The sequence below is a fragment of the Halomonas sp. 25-S5 genome, from assembly GCF_029889845.1.
In the GTDB taxonomy this organism is placed as follows: Bacteria; Pseudomonadota; Gammaproteobacteria; order Pseudomonadales; family Halomonadaceae; genus Halomonas.
The window spans coordinates 148,907-169,391 of sequence record NZ_JARANV010000002.1 but is presented as its reverse complement, the minus strand read 5'-3'; the positions used below and the strand labels follow the sequence as shown (position 1 = coordinate 169,391).

Annotated in this window: 17 protein-coding genes; 6 read left to right on the top strand and 11 right to left on the bottom strand. The window is 69.5% G+C overall.

From position 1 onward, the window contains the following. Nucleotides 1-119: 119 nt before the first annotated feature. The 7 genes from tldD to OP498_RS02725 are packed head-to-tail and all read right to left on the bottom strand — an operon-like array spanning nt 120 to nt 10,017. Nucleotides 120-1,574: a metalloprotease TldD gene (tldD, locus tag OP498_RS02755; protein ID WP_280546654.1), complete on the bottom strand. Its 1,455-nt coding sequence runs from the start codon at nt 1,572-1,574 to the stop codon at nt 120-122. Next, a complete protein-coding gene (locus OP498_RS02750) occupies nt 1,571-5,425 on the bottom strand; it encodes an AsmA-like C-terminal region-containing protein (protein WP_280552392.1) in 3,855 nt (1,284 codons plus the stop codon). Before OP498_RS02750 ends, tldD begins: the two co-directional genes overlap by 4 nt. A gap of 4 nt (nt 5,426-5,429) precedes the next feature. After that, entirely contained in the window at nt 5,430-6,893 is a 1,464-nt protein-coding gene (gene rng, locus OP498_RS02745; protein ID WP_280546650.1) for a ribonuclease G, read from the bottom strand. A 33-nt stretch (nt 6,894-6,926) separates the two neighbouring features. Next, nucleotides 6,927-7,532 carry a Maf family protein gene (locus OP498_RS02740; RefSeq protein WP_280552390.1) on the bottom strand — a complete coding sequence of 202 codons (606 nt, stop codon included), beginning with the start codon at nt 7,530-7,532 and terminating at the stop codon, nt 6,927-6,929. Between the two features lie 28 nt (nt 7,533-7,560). After that, nucleotides 7,561-8,049 carry a rod shape-determining protein MreD gene (gene mreD, locus OP498_RS02735; RefSeq protein WP_280546647.1) on the bottom strand — a complete coding sequence of 163 codons (489 nt, stop codon included), beginning with the start codon at nt 8,047-8,049 and terminating at the stop codon, nt 7,561-7,563. Continuing rightward, complete coding sequence (gene mreC / locus OP498_RS02730) at nt 8,049-8,963, bottom strand: rod shape-determining protein MreC (RefSeq protein ID WP_280552464.1); 915 nt, start codon at nt 8,961-8,963, stop codon at nt 8,049-8,051. Before mreC ends, mreD begins: the two co-directional genes overlap by 1 nt. A 16-nt stretch (nt 8,964-8,979) precedes the next feature. Further along, a complete protein-coding gene (locus OP498_RS02725; protein WP_280546646.1) occupies nt 8,980-10,017 on the bottom strand; it encodes a rod shape-determining protein in 1,038 nt (345 codons plus the stop codon). Between the two features lie 181 nt (nt 10,018-10,198). On the opposite strand from OP498_RS02725, the gene gatC reads away from it, so the two are divergent. From gatC to OP498_RS02705, 4 genes are read left to right on the top strand one after another with little or no spacing between them, the layout of a single operon-like run. Next, nucleotides 10,199-10,486, top strand: a complete 288-nt coding sequence (gene gatC, locus OP498_RS02720) for an Asp-tRNA(Asn)/Glu-tRNA(Gln) amidotransferase subunit GatC (RefSeq protein ID WP_280546645.1) — start codon at nt 10,199-10,201, stop codon at nt 10,484-10,486. A gap of 51 nt (nt 10,487-10,537) precedes the next feature. Continuing rightward, complete coding sequence (gene gatA, locus OP498_RS02715; RefSeq protein WP_280552388.1) at nt 10,538-12,073, top strand: Asp-tRNA(Asn)/Glu-tRNA(Gln) amidotransferase subunit GatA; 1,536 nt, start codon at nt 10,538-10,540, stop codon at nt 12,071-12,073. After that, nucleotides 12,073-13,542 carry an Asp-tRNA(Asn)/Glu-tRNA(Gln) amidotransferase subunit GatB gene (gatB, locus tag OP498_RS02710; protein WP_280552386.1) on the top strand — a complete coding sequence of 490 codons (1,470 nt, stop codon included), beginning with the start codon at nt 12,073-12,075 and terminating at the stop codon, nt 13,540-13,542. The genes gatA and gatB overlap by 1 nt, the downstream gene beginning before the upstream one ends. Before the next feature lie 49 nt (nt 13,543-13,591). After that, nucleotides 13,592-14,143, top strand: a complete 552-nt coding sequence (locus OP498_RS02705) for a cupin domain-containing protein (protein WP_280546639.1) — start codon at nt 13,592-13,594, stop codon at nt 14,141-14,143. A 9-nt stretch (nt 14,144-14,152) separates the two neighbouring features. Here the strand turns inward: OP498_RS02705 and OP498_RS02700 are convergent, their stop codons facing one another. The 4 genes from OP498_RS02700 to OP498_RS02685 form a co-directional block, all read right to left on the bottom strand. Further along, nucleotides 14,153-14,323, bottom strand: a complete 171-nt coding sequence (locus OP498_RS02700; protein ID WP_280546637.1) for a DUF6435 family protein — start codon at nt 14,321-14,323, stop codon at nt 14,153-14,155. A gap of 113 nt (nt 14,324-14,436) precedes the next feature. Continuing rightward, the gene (locus OP498_RS02695) at nt 14,437-15,939 is read right to left on the bottom strand and encodes an aldehyde dehydrogenase (RefSeq protein ID WP_280552384.1); all 1,503 of its coding nucleotides are present in this window, start codon (nt 15,937-15,939) and stop codon (nt 14,437-14,439) included. Continuing rightward, nucleotides 15,936-17,330, bottom strand: a complete 1,395-nt coding sequence (locus OP498_RS02690; RefSeq protein ID WP_280552382.1) for an aspartate aminotransferase family protein — start codon at nt 17,328-17,330, stop codon at nt 15,936-15,938. The genes OP498_RS02695 and OP498_RS02690 overlap by 4 nt, the downstream gene beginning before the upstream one ends. Nucleotides 17,331-17,358: 28 nt before the next feature. Further along, nucleotides 17,359-18,126 (bottom strand): gamma-glutamyl-gamma-aminobutyrate hydrolase family protein, encoded by a 768-nt coding sequence (locus tag OP498_RS02685; RefSeq protein ID WP_280552380.1) that lies wholly within the window; start codon nt 18,124-18,126, stop codon nt 17,359-17,361. Between the two features lie 257 nt (nt 18,127-18,383). On the opposite strand from OP498_RS02685, the gene OP498_RS02680 reads away from it, so the two are divergent. After that, nucleotides 18,384-19,757, top strand: coding sequence for a glutamine synthetase family protein (locus OP498_RS02680; protein WP_280552378.1), 1,374 nt, complete (start codon nt 18,384-18,386; stop codon nt 19,755-19,757). 244 nt (nt 19,758-20,001) lie between these two features. Then, entirely contained in the window at nt 20,002-20,442 is a 441-nt protein-coding gene (locus tag OP498_RS02675; protein ID WP_280552376.1) for an FAD-binding oxidoreductase, read from the top strand. Nucleotides 20,443-20,485 lie beyond the last annotated feature (43 nt).

Here is a 20,485-nt window from a genome sequence, read left to right as displayed (position 1 = left end):
CTGGAAGCTTTAAGCCGGAAGCTGGAAGTTACCAAAGCCCCGTCAAACCATGACTTCTTCCCGCTTCCAGCCGCGAAGCGGCGCTCTTCAAGCTTACAGCTTACAGCTCCCCGAAGGGGTCATGACTGGGTTCCCCCCACGGTCAGTTCGTCGAGCTTGAGCGTCGGCTGTCCCACGCCCACCGGCACGCCCTGCCCCTCCTTGCCGCAGACGCCGATGCCGGTGTCGAGTTCCATGTCGTGGCCGATCATCGAGACCCGGCCCATGGCCTCGGGGCCGTTGCCGATCAGGGTCGCCCCCTTGACCGGCGCGGTGATCTTGCCGTCCTCGATCAGGTAGGCCTCACTTGCCGAGAAGACGAACTTTCCGGAGGTGATGTCCACCTGGCCGCCGCCGAAGCTCACCGCGTAGATCCCGCGGCGCACGCTCTTCAGGATGTCCGCCGGGTCATCGTTGCCGGCGCGCATGTAGGTGTTGGTCATGCGCGGCATCGGCAGGTGGGCGAACGACTCGCGCCGCGCGTTGCCGGTCGGCGCCATGCCCATCAGCCGGGCATTGAGCTTGTCCTGCATGTAGCCGGTCAGGATGCCGTCCTCGATCAGGGTGGTGCTCTGGCCCGGGGTCCCTTCGTCATCGACGGAGAGCGAGCCGCGCCGGTCGTCGAGGGTGGCATCGTCGACCACGGTGACGCCGCGTGAGGCGACCCGCTGGCCGATCCGCCCGGCGAAGGCCGAGCTGCCCTTGCGATTGAAGTCCCCCTCCAGGCCATGGCCCACCGCCTCGTGGAGCAGGATGCCCGGCCAGCCCGGGCCCAGCACCACCGGCATCTGGCCGGCCGGCGCCGCAACGGCCTCCAGGTTGACCAGTGCCTGGCGCACCGCCTCCTTGGCATAGCGCTCGGCGACGTTCTCGTCGCGCAGTCGCACCATGGCATAGCGGCCGCCACCGCCGGCGCTGCCCCGTTCACGGCGTCCGTTGCGCACCGCGATCACGCTGACATTGAAGCGCACCAGCGGGCGAATGTCCGCCGCCAGGGTGCCATCGCTTGCACGCACCAGCACCACCTCGTGGACTCCGGTGAGCGAGGCGCTGACCTGGGCCACCGAGGGATCCGCCGCCCGGGCCACCCGGTCGGCGAGCTTGAGCATGGCGATCTTGTCCTCGGCGGAGAGGCCGGTAAGCGGATCGACCCCGGCATAGCGGGCCTGGCTGGCCATGGCCACGCCCGGCGCCGCCGCCCGTCGCTCGCCGCGGCGCACGATGCCGGCGGCAGTGCGTCCGGTCTCGGCCAGGGCATCGACGGTGATCTGGTTGGAATAGGCGAAGCCGGTCTTCTCGCCGGCCAGGGCGCGCACCCCGACGCCACCATCGATGTTGTAGCTGGCCTCCTTGACCTCGCCGTCCTCCAGCACCCAGCCCTCGTGCCAGCTGCGCTGGAAGTAGAGGTCGGCATAGTCGATGCCCGGCCCCATGGCGTGGCCCAGCCCGTCATCCAGGGCCGCGAGGTCGAGGCCGCCGGGCGTCAGCAGGACAGCGGAGGCCTCGTCGAGCATGGCGTGAGTCTGTGATGTCATTCGGCACTTTCCAGAGAGATCCGCGGCGAGGTCCAGGGGCCCTGCACGCGATAGTGGATTCGGGTCACGCGGTCGATGGCGTCGCCGAACAGCTTGTCGGCGAGGTACAGGGCGCCGCCGACCACCGGGGCGCCGGCCAGCACTGCCGCCAACGGCAGGTTGCTGCTCACCGGGACGGTGACGGCCAGGCGCTGGTCGAGTTCCCGACGCGCCAGGTCGACGCTGCCGTCCAGGGTGAAGCGGGTCGCCGGCCCTTCGATCTCCACCGGACCGCGGGTTTCCAGCACTCCACCATACAGGGTAGCGGCACCGGTGACACGATCGAAGGCGGTCCCCTGGCCGGTGACATCGGAGAAATCGAGCCGCAGCCGACGCAGCAGGTTGTCGACGTTGAGCAGGCCGACGACCCGCGCCGAGGGCGACTCGATGTTGACGAAGCGCCCGTCGCGCAGCGCCACCTCGAGACTGCCCCGGGAGCGGGCCAGGGCGAACTGCCAGGGCGCCCCCGGCCAGGCCAGCTGGCTCGTCACCCGGGTCTCGGCGCTGCGCACGGCCACCGGCTGGCCAAGCACCGCCAGGGCAGTGCCCAGGTCCCGACCATCCAGGTCGAGCCGTGCCCGGGTCAGGCTGTCCCCGGCCCCGCTCGCCTCCCACACCAGGTTGCCATGGGCGCTGATCTGGCCCAGCGTCAGACCCAGGGGATCGACCACCAGCCGGTCGGCCGCCGACCGCCAGCGCCCATTGAAGGGGCCGAGGCGCTGCCCCTGCCAGGTGATCTCGGCGATCCGCAGCCGGCCGTCGGGCAAGGATTCGAGGCCGTCCGGCAGGGGGGTCGCCTCGGGCGGCACATCGAGCTCGTCCAGCAGCCGGCCGCTGCCGCTGGCCGGCGGTACCAGGGCGTCCAGCGCCAGCCGCTCCAGCGTGATATCCAGGGAGTCTCTCAGAGCGGGCCGATACGACAGGTGCCCGCTGGCCAGGCTGCCATCCAGCGAAAGTTCCCAGCCCCCGCCGCGGGCACCGCCCTCCATGGCCAGCGACCCCAGGCAGCGTGACTGGACCTGCAGGCAGTCGGTCTCGATGGCTAGCGAGGAGAGCGCCGCCGGCCCGGCACTGCCGCCCTGGCTGCGGCCGCTCTGGGCGATCAATGGCGACAGTGCACGGGCCCAGTCGGCCACCGGCAGGCGCGGCTGATAGGCCGCGACGCTCCAGCCGGGCCCGCGGGGCCAGGCGTCCGGCCGGCGGCCCAGCCATGCCTGTCCCTGCCCGGAGGCGCCACCGTCGAGCTCGCGCCAGCGCAGGCCCAGCCGGTCGCCCAGGCGGCCATCGAGGCGGCCCTGGGCCAGATCGAAGGTCAGTTGCAAGGGGAGGCGTGCCTCGCGGCGCTTGCCCAACGGCTCGGGCAGGGAGATCGCCAGCCCCTCCAGGCCACTGTCGAGGCGCAGCGAGGCGCCCTGGTCGCCGATCGCCAGGCGCCCCTGCCAGGGCAGCTGGCCCTCCATCAGGCCGCCGAGGCCCGGCATGCCACTCCACTCGGCGATGGCCTGAACTTTGGCCGTGCCGGCGAGGTCGAGCCCGCCGGCCAGGGTGTCGATCTCGCTGGTCACGGGCCCGCCCAGCAGTCGCCCGGCCAGGCGCCCCTCAAGGCCGCCCTCCTCGCCGCGCTGATGCCAGGCGAGCGGGCCCTGGAGATCGCGGAACACCAGCTGCAAGGGGGCATGGACGAGCCTCGGGAAGTCCGCCTCGGTGGCGATGTCCAGGGCCAGGGACTCGGGCTCGCCCAGGGTCAGCGACAGGTCCAGGGTACCAGACGCTCGGCCCTCGCCCTGCCAGTCCTCCACCGCCGCCATCCCCTCGACGGGCAGCGCCAGCAGGTAGCGGCGCAGCGCCGCGGCCGAGGCCTCGAGCTCGCCATTCACCTCCAGACGCTCGTCCGCCAGGCGCACCTCGCCGGCACGCGCCTCGACCCCCAGGCTCTCGGCGCGGTCCACCTCCGCCGTCAGGGTCCCGTCTTCCATCCGCAGGCGCCCGCTGACCTCCTCGAGGGCCGGCCAGCCGGGCGCGAAGGGCAGGCGACCCTCCTCCACGGCCAGGTCCAGTTGCAGGGATGGCGAGGTCTGCTCGCCTTCACCGCTCAAGGGCACATGGAGGCGCAGTGAGCCCTCGGGCACCCGGCCGGCCAGCCCGCCGGCCAGCCAGTCGGCGAGCTCCGGCCCCAGCACGCCCACCGGCAGCCAGTCGATCAGGGGAGTGTCGACGGCGTCCACCTCGCGGAAGTCGAGCTGGAGACCGAAGCCGCCGCGCTGGCCACCGCCCACCGACAGCCCGAAGCCTCCCTCGACCGTTGCCCCGTTCCAGACGACCTCGAGCTCGCGCCCGCTGACGAAGCTGCGCGGGCCATCGTAGGCCCAGTCGATCACGCCGCTGGCCCGGGAGAGCGCCATGGGCGCGCCGAACACCCGCGGAAAGTGCAGCCGGCTGTCGCGGCCGGCGAACTCGACGTGGCCTCTGAGGCCCCGCGAGGTCACCCAGACATCCAGGGGGCCGCCCCCGGGGGCGTGCTGCCAGGGGGACACCGCCACCTCGGTTGCCGAGGCCCGGGCGATCCAGTCGCCGCCCTCCCGGCCCAGCCCCAGGGCGGTGACCCGTCCGCGCGGGTCCAGGCTGTCGAGCACCCGCGCCAGGGCCTCGGGCAGTGGCAGCCGGTCGCGCCAGGCGGCCAGGGCCCCGAGGTCAAACTCGCTGGTGTTGAGCCACCAGCCATCGTCGCGGCTGCGAACATGCCAGTAGCGAGGCACGGCCGGCCCGGTGGCTGCTGCTTCGCCATCTCCCTCGGGGCGGGCCCAGTCGGCGCTGCGCGCATCGCCCTCGAGCCAGCCCTGCCAGCCCGACGCCTCGCGCAGCCACTGGCCGCGGGCCGTCACTCGGTTAAGCACGATGGCCGACGGTGACGTCTCGTCGGCGGCGGACTCGGGCTGGGCGAGGGCCAGCAGGGGGGCCTCGATGTCGAGGCGCAGGTCGGCCAGGGCGCCCCGATGCCAGCGGCCCCAGAGGCGCGCCTCGCCGCTGGCGGCCTCCAGGCGCAGGGCGTCGCCATAACCCAGCACCTCGGACAGCCCCAGCAGGCTGTCCAGGCGCATCTCGGCCTGCAGGGCCGCGCTGAAGTCGCGCAGTCCCGAGGGCCCGGGGACCAGTTCCATCACCGCCCGGATGGCCTGCCCCCGCTGCCCCTCCACCAGCACCTCGCCCTCCAGGTGGGTGCGGCGCGCGTCCCCGGTCATCACCAGGCGCGGCGCCTTGAGCACGGCACGCTCCTTGCGGCCATGCAGCACCAGGCTGACGTCCTCGACCCAGGCACTCTGGCGCAGCAACATGCCGACCCAGAAGTCGAGGCGATCGAGGTCGAAGGCGGCCTCGGGCACCAGCTCGGGGGGAAGCTCCGCGGGCGCTGGCCAGTGCCAGCGTCCGGCCGGATCCTGGTAGAGGTGCACGGTCACGCCCTGTACCCGGGCATCAGCCACCAGGGGCACCCCGGCGGCCAGGCTGGCGAGGCTGTCCAGGCGCAGCTGCGCCCGCTTCACCTCGAGCAAGGGGACATGCCCCAGCCCCTCCCGGGAGCGGATCAGCAGGTCGTCGATCGCCAGGTGCGGATCCAGCCGCTGCAGACCAACCGTCAACTCGTCCAGCTCGACCACCGCATTGAAGCGCGCCGAGAGCAGGCGCTCCAGTCGCGGCGCCTGCTCCTCGAGCAGCACCGGCAGCAGGCGCAGCATCAGGGTCAGCACCGCCAGCAGCGACAGCAGCAGCGCCACCAGGGTCAACAGCCAGCGAGAGACCAGGCGGGTCAAGGACATGGGCTCACATCAGCACGATGTCGTACTGCTCCTGGGAGTAGTGGATCTCCACCTGGAAGCGGATCGGCTTGCCAATGAACTCTTCCAGGTCGGCCACCGCGGCGGACTCCTCGTCGAGCAGGCGATCCACCACCGCCTGGGAGGCCAGCACGGCATAGGTCTCGGCACTGTAGGCCCGGTCCTCGCGCAGGATCTCGCGGAAGACCTCGTAGCAGACCGACTCCGGGGTCTTGAGCGTGCCGCGGCCCGCACAGGTCGGACAGGGCTCGCACAGCGTCTGCTCCAGGCTCTCCCGGGTGCGCTTGCGGGTCAGCTGGACGAGGCCCAGCTCGGTGACGCCGGTACACTTGGTCTTGGCGTGATCGCGCTCCAGCGACTTCTCGAGCATGCGCAGCACCTGACGCTGATGCTCGGTGTCATCCATGTCGATGAAGTCGATGATGATGATGCCGCCGAGGTTGCGCAGCCGCAGCTGGCGGGCGATCGCGGTGGCGGCCTCGAGGTTGGTCTTGAAGATCGTCTCCTCGAGGTTGCGATGGCCCACGTAGCCGCCGGTGTTGACGTCGATGGTGGTCATCGCCTCGGTGGGGTCGATGACCAGATACCCGCCCGACTTGAGCTGCACCTTGCGCCCCAGCGCCTTCTGGATCTCGTCCTCGACGCTGAACAGGTCGAAGATCGGCCGCTCGCCGGCATAGTGCTCGATACGCTCCACCGCCGCAGGCATGAACTCCTCGGCAAACTCGATCAGCTTGACGTAATTTTCCCGGGAGTCGATGCGCACCTTCTCGATATCGTCGCGCATGACGTCGCGCAGGGTGCGCATGAACAGGGGGAGGTCGTCGTAGACCACACCGGGGGCCGGCGCGGTCACCTTGCGCTCGCTGACCCGCCGCCACAGACGCAGCAGGAAGTGCATGTCGGCGGCGAGTTCCTCGACGCCGACGCCCTCGGCGGCGGTGCGCACGATGAAGCCGCCGGTCACCTCCAGCTGCTGCTCGGTGCCGGCCGCCTCGACCAGGCCGCGCAGGCGCTCGCGCTCCATCTCGTCCTCGATGCGCTGGGAGACCCCGTGGTGGGGCGAATCGGGCATGTAGACCAGGTAGCGCGAGGGCACCGAGAGATGGGTGGTCAGCCGCGCCCCCTTGGAGCCGATCGGGTCCTTGGTCACCTGCACCACCAGGGCCTGGCCCTCATGCAGCAGCGCCGCGATGGAGACCTGCTCGTCGGCCGGGGTGCCGGAAGGCATCACCTCGTGGGCATGAATGAAGGCGGCACGGTCCAGGCCGATGTCGACGAAGGCGGCCTGCATGCCCGGCAGCACGCGTACCACCTTGCCCTTGTAGATGTTGCCGACGATGCCACGGCGTCGGGCCCGCTCGATGAAGGCCTCCTGCAGCACGCCGTTCTCCACCACGGCGACACGGGTTTCCATCGGCGTCAGGTTGATGAGTACTTCACCGCTCATGCGGAAATCCTTGTCCAGAAAAGTCTGCCACCATTATGACATAGGCCCGCTCGGGAGAGCCCCGTTCCAGAGCGGCACGCCCTGCCGGGCCAGCAGCTCGGCGGTCTCGAAGAGCGGCAGCCCCACCACCGCCGAGTGGCTGCCCTCGATGTGCTCGACGAACACCGCGGCCAGGCCCTGGATGGCATAGCCGCCGGCCTTGTCCGCCGGCTCCCCGGTGGCCCAGTAGGCGGTAAGCTCGGCGGCGGTGATCGCGCGCATGAAGACGCGGGTGGTCACGCAGGCCGTCAGCAGCCCGGCGGGGCCAGTGACCGCCACGCCGGTGAGTACCTCGTGGGCACGACCGGATAGCCCCCGCAGCATGGCCGCGGCCTGCTCGCGCCCCGCCGGCTTGCCGAGGATCGCGCCGTCGCACACCACGGCGGTATCCGAGCCCAGGGCGGGGTGCGCGGAGAGGCAGGCACCGGCCAGCGCCTTCTCCCGGGCCAGGCGGAGCACATAGTCGTGCGCCGCCTCGCCGGATCTCGGGGTCTCGTCGATGTCCACGGGGCGCACCTCCACCACCACGCCGATCGAAGCGAGCAGGTCGCGACGACGCGGCGAGGCCGAGGCCAGGCACAGCACGGTGTCGGGGGTCATGGCAGCTCCGGAGCGGGGGGCATGAGGGTCAGTTGCCGGCGAGGCGGCGGCCCAGCGCCACGAACAGGGTGGTAAACCAGGGCCAGAGCACGGCCCCGATCAGCGCGGAGAGCAGGAAGGAGAGGTGCATCGAGAAGGGCCCGAACAGGGCCCTGAGCCACTGTTCGGCCAGCTGGACCATGCCCAGCAGCACGAAGATCAGCACCGCCTGCTGGACCAGCGAATAGGCCCGGAAGCGCGCATAGACCAGCGCGCAGAGGAAGGCCAGCAGCGACAGCAGCAGGGCATTCTGTCCCAGCGGCGCGCCCTCGATGAGATCCACCAGAAGGCCCAGCACGAAGCCGTGGAAGACGCCGACCCGCAGCGGCTCGCGCATGCACCAGTAGATCAGCATCAGCCCCAGCCAGTCGGGGCGCCACACCTGCCAGCCATCGGCCAGCGGCATCACCTGCAGGCACAGGGCCAGCAGCAGGGTCACCCAGATCCACAGCAGGTTGGCGGGCGGGAATGTGGCCATCAGGGCGTCTCCTCGTCGGCCGCCGCCGTGCCGGTGCGACGGGCCGCCTCGAGGGCCGGGGCAGCCAGTTCGCCCTCGGGGGGGGCGGCGGGCGGCGCGGGCGGAAACAGCAGCAGAAAGTGCCGTGAGCGCTGCAGCTGTGCCACCGGCGCGGCGGTGACCCGGGCGAAGGGCTCGCCCGGGTCATGGACCACCGCCGAGACCCTGGCCACCGGGTAGCCCGGCGGGAAGCGCTCGCCCAGCCCCGAGGTGGTCAGCAGGTCGCCCTCGCGGATGTCGGCGGTGTCAGGCACATGCATGACGTTGAGGGCATCGTAGCTACCCGCCCCCTGGAGGATGAAGCGCAGCCCGTTGCGATTGATCTGCACCGGCAGGGCATGGCTGGCATCGGCCAGCAGCAGTACCCGGCTGGAATAGGCCGAGGTGGCGGTGATCTGGCCGACCAGCCCCGAGGCATCCAGCACCGGCTGGCCGACGTAGACACCGTCTCGGCGGCCACGGTCGATGACCATCTGGTGGGTGAAGGGGTCGGGGTCGAGCGACAGCAGCTCGGCGGTGATGTAGGGCATGTCGCGCTGGCGGGTGGCCGCGAGCAGTTCCCGCAGCCGCACGTTCTCGGCGGTGAGGCTCGCCATGCGCTGCACCCGATGCGACAGCGTCAGTATCTGCTTGCGCAGGCGACGGTTCTCGTCCACCAGGGCGCGCTGGTCGGAGAGTGCCAGCGAGGCCCAGTTGAGGACATCGCTGGGCAGGCTGACCAGCCACTGAACGGGCGCCACCAGGGTCGAGAGCTGGGTCCGCACGGGCTCCATGCGGGTGAAGCGCGTGTCGACGAACATCAGCGCCGACGCCAGGATCACGCACAACAGCATGCGATAGCCCGGCAGCGGTCCATGCGAGAACAGCGGCTTGATAGGGCGTCCCCCCGGGTCAATCGCTGGACAGCAACTCGAAGGTGTGCTGGTCGATCATCTCCAGGGCCTTGCCACCGCCCCGGGCCACGCAGGTCAGCGGGTCCTCGGCGACGATCACCGGCAGTCCGGTCTCCTCGGCGATCAGCTTGTCGAGATCGCGCAGCAGCGCCCCGCCGCCGGTCAGCACCAGGCCGCGTTCGGCGATGTCGGAGGCGAGCTCCGGTGGCGACTGTTCGAGGGCACTCTTCACCGCAGCGACGATGGAGCCCAGGGTCTCCTGGAGGGCGTCGAGGATCTCGTGGGAGTTGAGCGTGAAGCTGCGCGGGATCCCCTCGGCCAGGTTGCGGCCGCGCACGTCGATCTCGCGCAGCTCGCCGCCCGGATAGGCGCAGCCGATCTCTTCCTTGATCCGCTCGGCGGTGGCCTCGCCGATCAGGCTGCCGTAGTGGCGGCGCACGTAGGCAGTGATCGCTTCGTCGAAGCGGTCACCGCCGACGCGGATGGATTCCGAGTAGACCACGCCGTTGAGCGAGATGATGGCGATCTCGCTGGTGCCGCCGCCGATGTCGACAACCATCGAGCCCTGGGCCTCATCTACTGGCAGGCCGGCACCGATGGCGGCCGCCATGGGCTCCTCGATCAGGAACACCTCGCGGGCGCCGGCGCCCTCGGCGGACTCCTTGATGGCACGGCGTTCGACCTGGGTCGACATGCAGGGCACACAGACCAGCACGCGGGGGCTCGGCGTCAGGAAGGTGCTCTGGTGAACCTTGCGGATGAAGTACTGCAGCATCTGCTCGGTGACGGTGAAATCGGCGATCACACCGTCCTTCATCGGGCGGATGGCGGTGATGTTACCGGGGGTGCGACCCAGCATGCGCTTGGCATCGGCCCCCACCGCGGCCACGCTGCGCATGTTGCCGGACTGGCGAATCGCCACGACCGATGGCTCATCGAGCACAATGCCGCGACCGCGGACATAGATCAGCGTATTGGCCGTCCCCAGATCGATCGACAGATCGCTGGAAAACAGCCCCCTCAAGCGTTTGAACATGGAGTCGTTACCTAGTGCAGTCCGGGAACCCTGTGCGGACGCAAACGGTATCACCGCGGCCCCCCGGCAGCAAGCAAAGTCCCGCGGCGCGCGGCATTCCCGGACCTGCCAGCGAGGCGGCGGATGTGATACCTTCTGCGGTCATTTCCCAGACTCCACTCCCTGTCGAGGACATCCGATCATGGCGCTTGAACACGCAGACGTTCTCAGGGCCGCCCACCTGGCCCGGCTCGGCCTGGACGATCACGAGGCCGCCCACTACCTGGACGACCTGGGCCGCATCCTGGCGATGGTCGACCAGCTCCAGACCCTGGACACCGAGGGGGTCGCACCGCTGGCCCACCCCCTGGAGACCACCCAGCGGCTGCGCGCCGACGAGGTCACCGAGACCGACCAGCGCGACCGCTTCCAGCGCTGCGCCCCGGCGGTGGAGCAGGGCCTCTACCTGGTCCCGCGGGTCGTCGAATGACCCGTGCCACTCCCATCCGTTTCCGGCAAGCCATCACGGAGCCCAGGGCCCATGCATGACAAGACTCTGACGGAACTCGCCACCGGCCTCGCGACCGGTGAGTTCTCCAGCCGCGAGCTCACCCAGGCGCTGCTCGCGCGCATCGACCACCTCGACGGCGGCCTCAACAGCTTTATCACCGTGACCGCCGAGCAGGCCCTGGCAACCGCCGACCGTGCCGATGCCGCCCGCGCCGCCGGCGAGGCCGGCCCGCTGACCGGCGTCCCCCTGGCGCTCAAGGACCTCTTCTGCACCACGGGCGTCAAGACCAGTGCCGGGTCGAAGATGCTCGACAACTTCGTCGCCCCCTACGACGCCACCGTGGTCGAGAAGCTCAAGGCCGCCGGCACCGTGAGCCTGGGCAAGACCAACATGGACGAGTTCGCCATGGGCTCCTCCAACGAGAACAGCTTCTTCGGGCCAGTGCAGAATCCCTGGGACCGGGACGCCGTGCCGGGCGGCAGCTCCGGGGGCAGCGCCGCCGCCGTGGCCGCGGGCCTGGTACCCGCCGCCATGGGCACCGACACCGGCGGCTCGATCCGCCAGCCGGCCGCCTTCTGCGGCATCACCGGCCTCAAGCCCACCTACGGACGGGTCTCGCGCTACGGCATCATCGCCTATGCCTCGAGCCTCGACCAGGCCGGCCCCATGGCACGCAGCGCCGAGGACTGCGCCCGCCTGCTCGGCGCCATCGCCGGCCATGACCCGCGCGACTCCACCAGCGTGGCCCGCGGCGTGCCCGACTACACCGAGGAGCTCGACGCCCCCCTGGCCGGGCTGAAGATCGGCCTGCCCCGGGAATACTTCGGCGACGGCCTCGACCCCGCGGTGGAGGGCGCCGTGCGCGAGGCGATCCGCGTCTACGAGTCGCTGGGCGCCACGGTGCGCGAGGTCAGCCTGCCGCACACCCACTACGCCATCCCGGCCTACTACGTCATCGCCCCGGCGGAGGCCTCGTCCAACCTGGCGCGCTATGACGGCGTGCGCTTCGGCCACCGCTGCGACGCCCCCGCCGACCTGACCGACCTCTACAAGCGCTCGCGGGCCGAGGGCTTCGGCGAGGAGGTCAAGCGGCGCATCCTGATGGGCACCCACACCCTCTCCGAGGGCTTCTTCGATGCCTACTACAAGAAGGCCCAGCAGGTCCGCCGGCTGATCCGCCAGGACTTCCTCGACGCCTTCGACGAGGTCGACGTGCTGATGGGGCCGGCCTCGCCGACCCCGGCCTTCGACCTGGGGGCGAAGAAGGACCCGGTCTCGATGTACCTGCAGGACATCTACACCATCGCCATCAATCTGGCGGGCATCCCCGGCATCAGCGTGCCGGCCGGCTTCGTGGGCCATCGCCCCGCGGAAGGCCGCCCCACGGAAGGCCGCCCCGCGGAAGGCCGCCCCACGGAACGCCGCCCTGCGGAAGGCCGCCCCGTGGGCCTGCAGATACTGGGCACCCACTTCGCCGAGGCGCGGCTGCTCAACGTCGCCCACCAGTTCCAGCAGGCCACCGACTGGCACCTGCGTCGTCCCGCGCTTGCCGAGGAGACCCTCTGATGCAATGGGAAACCGTGATCGGGCTGGAGGTCCACGTCCAGCTCGCCACCAAGTCGAAGATCTTCTCCGGCGCCTCCACCGCCTTCGGTGCCGAGCCCAACAGCCAGGCGTGCGCCGTGGACCTGGGGCTGCCCGGCGTGCTGCCGGTGCTCAACGAGGCCGCGGTGGCCATGGCTGTGCTGTTCGGACTGGGGATCCACGCCGAGATCCCCGAGGTCTCGGTGTTCGACCGCAAGAACTACTTCTACCCGGACCTGCCCAAGGGCTACCAGACCAGCCAGATGTATCACCCCATCGTCGGCTCCGGCGAGGTGGAGATCACCCTGGGGGATGGCGCGACCAAGCGCATCCGCGTGCATCACGCCCACCTGGAGGAGGATGCCGGCAAGTCGCTGCACGAAACCTTTGCCAACGGCAGGGGCCACGCCATGACCGGCATCGATCTGAACCGCGCCGGCACCCCGCTGCTGGAGATCGTCTCCGAGCCGGACATGCGCTCGGCGAAGGAGGCCGCGGCCTATCTCAAGGCCATTCATTCGATCGTCACCTACCTGGGCATCTCGGACGGCAACATGGCCGAGGGCTCGATGCGCTGCGACGTCAATGTCTCGGTGCGCCCGCGGGGCCAGGCGAGCTTCGGCACCCGCGCCGAGGTCAAGAACGTCAACTCCTTCCGCTTCGTCGAGCGCGCCATCGCCTTCGAGGTGGAGCGCCAGATCGAGCTGCTCGAGGACGGCGGCGAGGTGGTCCAGGAGACCCGCCTGTTCGACCCGGAGCGCGACGAGACCCGCAGCATGCGCACCAAGGAGCAGGCCAACGACTACCGCTACTTCCCCTGCCCCGACCTGCTGCCGGTGGTGCTCGATCGGGCCTATGTCGACTACCTGCGCGACCACCTGCCGGAGCTGCCCGCCGACAAGCGCGCCCGCTTCCAGACGGCGCTGGGGCTCTCCGCCTATGACGCCGGGGTGCTCTCGGCGAGCCGCGAGATGGCCGAGTACTTCGAGGCGGTCAAGGAGGTCTGCGGCGATGCCAAGCTGGCCGCCAACTGGGTCCAGGGCGAGCTCTCCGGCGCGCTGAACCGCGAGGGCCTGCCGATCCAGGACAGCCCGGTCTCGGCGACCCAGCTCGGCGAGCTGGTCAGTCGGGTGATGGATGACACCATCAACGGCAAGGCCGCCAAGCAGGTCTTCCAGGCGCTGTGGAACGGCGAGGGCCAATCCGCCGACGAGGTGATCGAGGCCAAGGGACTCAAGCAGGTCACCGACACCGGCGCCATCGAGGCGATGATCGACCGGGTGATCGCCGACAGCCCCGCCCAGGTGGCGCAATACCGGGATGCCGAACCCGACAAGCGTGGCAAGATGATCGGCTACTTCGTCGGCCAGGTGATGAAGGCCTCCCGGGGCACCGCCAATCCCCAGCAGGTCAACGACCTGCTCAAGGAAAAGCTCGACGCCCTGTGCTGAGCATCGGGGCGGGCCTCGCGCCCGCCCCCCCGATTTCAAAGGACGACCCATGGCAGACGATGTCGGCGCGCGCCTGCGTGCCCTGCGCACCCTGAAGGGCATCTCCCAGCGCGAGCTGGCCAAGCGCTGCGGCGTCACCCACTCCAGCCTGTCGCTGATCGAGCAGGGCAAGGTGAGCCCCTCGGTCAGCTCGCTGAAGAAGATCCTCGACGCCATTCCGATGAGCGTCGGGGACTTCTTCACCATGGACCTGGAGAGTCGCAACCAGGTGTTCTATTCGGCCGACGAGCTGGCCGACGTGGGCTCGGGTGATGTCATCTACAAGCTGGTAGGCGCCAACCGCGCCAGCCGCGCCCTGGCCTTCATGATCGAGACCTACCCGCCCGACGCCGATACCGGCCGCGAGATGATCGCCCACCAGGGCGAGGAGGCCGGCGTGGTACTGGAGGGCGAAATCGAGATCACCATCGGCGCCGAGACGCGTCTGCTCACGGTCGGCGAGGCCTACTACTTCGACACCAACGTCCCCCACCGCTTCCGCAATCCAGGCCGCGAGCCCTGCCGGCTGGTCAGCTGCGCCACCCCGGCGCGGACCTTCTGACCCGCCGCCTCAGGCGCCCTTCAGCTTCTCTATCTCCTCGCGCAGCGCCTCCGCCTCCTCGGTCAGCGAGGCGTTGGCGCGCATGTCGCCGTTTCGGGCGGCCAGCATGGCCTGCTCGAGCTTGCGCTCGTAGGTCTTCTGCAGCTTCTTGGAGGGATCGCTCTTGAAGAGTCCGAACATGGCGGTGGCTCCTGCCGGGAATGTCCCGACAGGCTACGCGTCTCGCCGGCATAAAGCGATGCAATAGTTGTACACTTATAAATTTTCGTACACGAAGACCGAGAGCGTTTTCATCAGGTCGAAAGCGACATCCATACCATCTTGAGCTCGGAGTATTCCTCCAGGCTGTGGTGGGACTTGTCCCGGCCATTGCCTGACTGCTTGACCCCGCCGAAGGGGACCGTCTGGTCACCACCGGCCCAGTTGTTGACAAACACCTGGCCGGAGGCCAGCCGCCGCGTCACGCGCATGATGCGGTCGATGTCCTGGCTCCACAGGCCCGCGGCCAGGCCGAAGTCGCTGTCGTTGGCCATGGCGACGGCCTCCTCCTCGCTGTCGAAGCCGAACACCGAGAGCACCGGCCCGAAGACCTCCTCGCGGCCGATGGCCATCGCCGGGGTCACGCCATCGAACACCGTCGGCGAGATGAACAGCCCCTTCCCCTCCAGCGCCTGGCCCCCGGTGCGCAGCCGGGCGCCCTCCTCCACCCCGCGGCGGATATAGTCCATGACGCGCCGATGTTGTGTTTCATCCACGATCGCCCCCATGAAGCTCTCCGGGTCGAGCGGGTCGCCGGGCTGCATCCCCTCGGCGGCGGCCAGCACCTTCTCGACGAAGGCCTCGCGGATCGAGTTCTCCACCAGCAGGCGGGAACCGGCGATGCACACCTCGCCCTGGTTGTGGAAGATCGCCTCGGCGGCGTGCTGGGCCACCCCGTCCAGGTCCTTGCAGTCGGCGAAGACGAGGTTCGGGCTCTTGCCGCCGCACTCCAGGAACACCTTCTTGAGGTTCGACTGGCCGGCGTACTGCATCAGCTGCTTGCCCACCCCGGTGGAGCCGGTGAAGGCCAGGCAGTCGACCTGCATGGAGAGCGCCAGCGCCTTGCCGACGGTGTGACCGAAGCCCGGCAGCACCTGGAAGACCCCGCGGGGCAGGCCCGCCTCCTGGGCCAGCTGGGCCAGGCGCAACGCCGAGAGCGGCGACTTCTCCGAGGGCTTGAGGATGACGCTGTTGCCGGCGGCCAGCGCCGGGGCGATCTTCCAGGCGGTCATCATCAGCGGGAAGTTCCAGGGCACGATGGAGGCCACCACCCCCAGCGGCTCGCGCAGCACCAGCGCCAGGGTCTCCTCGCCGGTGGGGGCGACCTCGCCGTAGAGCTTGTCGATGCACTCCGCCTGGTAGCGCAGGCAGCCGATGGCCCCGGCCATGTCGCCCAACGAGCTATTCACCGGTTTGCCCATGTCCAGGGTATCGAGCAGCGCCAGCTCGTGCTTGTTGGCCTCCATCAGGTCGGCCAGGCGCAGCAGCACCTTCTTGCGCCGCCCCGGCGCCAGGCGCGACCAGGCGCCGCCGTCGAAGGCCGCGCGGGCATAGCCCACCGCCTTCTCGGCATCGGGGCCGTCGCAGCTGGCGACCCGAGCCAGGCGCTCGCCGGTGGCCGGGTTGAGGGTGTCGAAGGTCTCACCGCTCTCGGCATCGACGAAGGCGTCGTCGATGAAGGCACGCGACTCGAGGGTCAGGTCGGCGGCCAGGGCCTGCCAGTCGGCCAGCGTCTTGGGTTTGTCGGGACGGCTCATGCGGGTCTCTCCTCGGGTTGCGGTTCGCAGGCGACCCGCGGCGCCAGGCACCGGGCGGTCTCGTCCAGCGCCTCGCGGGCCAGGGTCACCAGGTCATCGATCTGCTCGCGGGTGATCACCAGAGGTGGGGCGATGATCATCGTATCACCCACCGAGCGCATCACCAGGCCATGGCGGAAGCTGATGTCGCGGCACAGGTTGCCGGCGGCGAGGGCCTTGTCGAAGCGCTCGCCGCTGGCAGGGTCGATGAGCTCCAGGGCCCCCATCAGCCCCAGCGAGCGGGCCTCGCCGACCAGCGGATGGTCGGCGAGCGTGGCCCAGCGACGCGCCAGGTAGGGCCCCCGGTCGTCGCGCACCCGCTCGACCACGCCCTCGGCCTCCATGATCTCCAGGTTCTTCAGCGCCACCGCGGCACATACCGGGTGACCCGAGTAGGTAAAGCCGTGGAAGAACTCGCCGCCCTCCTCGATCAGGGTGTCGGCGACCCGATCGCCGACCAGCACCCCGCCGATCGGCAGGTAGCCGGAGGAAAGCCCCTTGGCGATGGGCACCAGGTCGGGGGCGAGATCGAAGTGGACGCTGCCGAACCACTCGCCGAGGCGACCGAAGCCGCAGATCACCTCATCGACCACCAGCAGGATGTCGTATCGTGCCAGGACCGCCTTGACGGCGGGCCAGTAGCTCGCCGGCGGCATGATGGCACCGCCGGCGCCCTGCACCGGCTCGGCGATAAATGCCGCCACCCGATCTTCCCCCAACTCCTCTATCTTCGCCTCGAGGGCCACTGCGCACTCACGGCCGAAGGCCTCGGGATCCTGGCCTTCGGGACGACCCTCGCCAAACCAGTAGGGCTGACGCACATGGGTGATGCCCGGCACGCAGGGGCCGCCCTGGTCGTGCATGGGCGCCATGCCGCCCAGGCTCATGCCGGCCACGGTGGAGCCGTGGAAGCCGTTCTCGCGGCCGATCACCCACTGCTTCTCCGGCCTGCCCTTCAGCGCCCAGTAGCGGCGCACCATGCGTAGCACGGTGTCGTTGGCCTCGGAACCGGAGCCGGTGAAGAAGACGTGGTTGAGGTGCGCCGGCGCCAGCGCGCAGAGCTTCTCGGCGAGCTTCACCGCCGGCGGGTGCGTGGTCTTGAAGAAGGTATTGTAGTAGGGCAGCCGGCGCATCTGCTCGGTGGCGGCCGTGACCAGCTCCTCGCGCCCGTAGCCCAGGTTGACGCACCACAGGCCCGCCATGCCATCGAGAATCCGGTTGCCCTCAGCGTCGAAGATGTAGACCCCTTCGGCGCGTTCGATAAGGCGGCTGCCCTCTTCGCCCAGTGCCTTGAAGTCGGTGAAGGGGTGCAGGTGGTGGGCACGATCCAGTGCCTGAAGCGACTGCGACATGCTGGCTCTCCGGGTCGGGTCGACGAGTTCAGGCGTCGACGGCGGGTGACGGGATGCGGGCACCGCAATGGACGTCGCAGGCCGCGGCGAAGGCCCGGAACAGGGCGTCATACAGCGGGTGCTCGCAGGGCTTCCACTCGGGGTGCCACTGCACCGCCAGGGCGAAGCCAGGAGCACCGGTCACCGAGATCGCCTCGACGAGCCCATCCGGGGCCACGGCCTCGGCGACGAGCCCCGGCCCCAGCTCGGCGATGCCCTGCTGGTGCAGCGAATTGACGCGGGACAGCGGCTCGGGGTAGAGCGCGGCGAGCCGTCCGCCGGGCACCAGGGTGATGTCGTGGCTCGGGGCATACTTCGCCTCGCGGTCGCCTTCCGGCTCACGATGGTCAAGCATGCCCGGCACCCGCTGCACCGCCTGGTGAAGGGTGCCGCCGAAGGCCACGTTGAGCTCCTGGAAGCCGCGACAGATGCCCAGCAGCGGCAGCCCCAGGTCCAGGGCGGCGGGAATCCAGCCCAGCGCCGCGGCATCGCGATGGGGGTCATCCCGGGTGTTCTCCGGGGCACGTTCGGCCCCGTAACGCTGCGGCTCCACGTTGGTGTAGCTGCCGGTGAGCAGCAGGCCGTCCAGCGACGCCAGCAGCTCGCTCTCCACGGCGTCCTCCCACACCGGCAGGATCACCGGCGCCAGACCATAGTCGCGCAGGGCGGAGAGGTACTTGTCGGTGACCATGTGCGCGGGGTGGCCTTCCACCTCGCGCCGACAGGCGATCACGCCTACCAGGGGTCGAGTGCGCATGGCAGTCTCCTTGGAACACGCATGATGATTGTTATGCTTTGCTCAACATAACGTCGTTGATTAACCTTGCCAACCCCCGCCGAAGCCCGGCCGGCGCCCATACCCATCAACCCATTGTTTTTTATTGAAAAGAAAGAGATATCGATGATCCTGTAGCCATCAGCACCCACCACCATGCGTAAAAGATTTGACAACATAGACGTGTGATTCAAAGATGACAGCCATCGAACAATGACCCACAGCCGATAGGTGGCCCCATGCCCTCCTCTGCCGATGAAGCCCGCGACTTCCTCGACCGCCATCCCGACGTCGACAGCATTGACCTGCTGATCAGCGACCTGAACGGCGTGTTGCGCGGCAAGCGCATCCCCCGCGACAACCTCGAGAAGGCCTTCCGCGACGGGGTCAACCTGCCCGCTTCGGTGTTCGCCCTGGACATCCTGGGCAACACCATCGAGGCCACGGGTCTGGGCCTCTCGATCGGCGACAGCGATCGGGTCTGCCGCCCGGTGGCGGGCAGCCTGATGCCGAGCCCCTGGCTGCGCGACGCCCGCCAGGCGCAGCTGCTGATGACCATGACCGAGGCCGACGGGGCGCCCTTCTTCGCCGACCCGCGCCAGGTGCTCGCCCGGGTGCTGGAGCGCTTCCTCCGCGCCGGGCTGACGCCGGTGGTGGCCGTGGAGATGGAGTTCAGTCTCGTCGATCGCCGCCGGGACCCCCTGGGCATGGTCCAGCCGCCCTGCTCGCCGGCGACCGGCGAGCGCGCCGCGCAGAGCCAGCTCTACTCGATCAACGAGCTCGACGAGTATGCCGACCTGCTAGAGGAGATCCATGCCGCCGCCCGGACCCAGCGGCTGCCGCTGGATACCGCCCTCAAGGAGTGCGCCCCGGGACAGTTCGAGATCAACCTGATCCACTGCGATGATGCCCTCGCGGCCTGCGACAGCGCGGTGCTGCTCAAGCGCCTGATCAAGGGCGTGGCCCTGCACCATGGTTTTGAGGCCACTTTCATGGCCAAGCCCTATGGCCAGGAGGCCGGCAACGGCACCCATGTCCATATCAGCCTGCTCGACGAGGCGGGGAATAACGTCTTCGCGGCCGAGGACGGCGCCCCGCTCGGCACGCCGCGGATGCAGCACGCCGTGGCCGGGCTGCTCGAGCTGATGCCGGCCTCCATGGCGCTCTTCGCCCCCAACCTCAACTCCTTCCGCCGCTTCCAGCCCGGGCTCTATGTGCCGATGGCCCCCACCTGGGGCTACGACAACCGCTCGGTGGCGCTGCGCATCCCCTCGGGACCCAATGCGGCGCGGCGCATCGAGCACCGGGTGGCCGGCGCCGACGTCAACCCCTACCTGCTGCTGGCGACCCTGCTCGGGGCCATCGACCATGGGTTGCAGCAGCGGCTGACGCCACCGCCGGCCATCACCGGCAACGCCTATGACCAGGCCGCACCCAGCCTGACCAACAGCTGGTGCCAGGCCCTGGACCTGCTGGAGCAGAGCGAGCCCCTGGCCGAGGCACTGGGCGCGGACTTCCTCGCGGTCTTCCTGGCCAATCGCCGTGCCGAGCGCGACCAGGCCCTGCAGGCGGTCAGCAAGCTCGAGTACGACTGGTACCTGCGCCACGTGTGACCTCGAGTGCCCTCGACTCCATGGTCACCGGGAGAGCGTTGTCGTGCCGTCACGACACCGATCGCGCGACCCGGCAGGCCTACTCGAGGAGACGCATCCCCTGTTCGATATCGACGGCGATGGCGTGGCAGAACCCTTCCCTGTCTCCCAGGGACAGGGCCAGGGTCACGTCACCATACCCCAAACAGACTCATATGCAGCTCCGCCCATCACCCGGTTGCTACCTCCATGAGGCCCTGAGAGTGTGATCACACCTTGCAGCGAGCATTGTCATGACCCAGTCGCGCCCCCGTCCTACTATTCTGCGTCCGTCATCAGGAAATCCGATTACCCCATTCTCGAGGGCAATCACCGGGTCGACGTCGCTATCGTGGGTGGCGGCTTCACGGGCGTGGCCACGGCCGTCGAGCTGAGCGAGCGGGGCTATCGGGTGGCGGTGATCGAGGCGAACAAGATCGGCTGGGGGGCCAGTGGACGCAACGGCGGCCAGGTCACCGGCAGCCTGTCCGGCGAGGACGCCATGCGCCGCCAGATGCGTCGCACCCTCGGCGATGAGGCCGCCGATTTCGTCTGGGATCTCCGCTGGCGCGGCCAGCGCATCATTCGCGAACGTGTCGAGAAATACGCCATTCCCTGCGACCTCAAGCACGGCCACCGCCAACGCGATCAACCGGCGGACGCCTGAGGCGCCTTGCCCCCGACAACGACAGCGCCCCGGCCAGTGATGG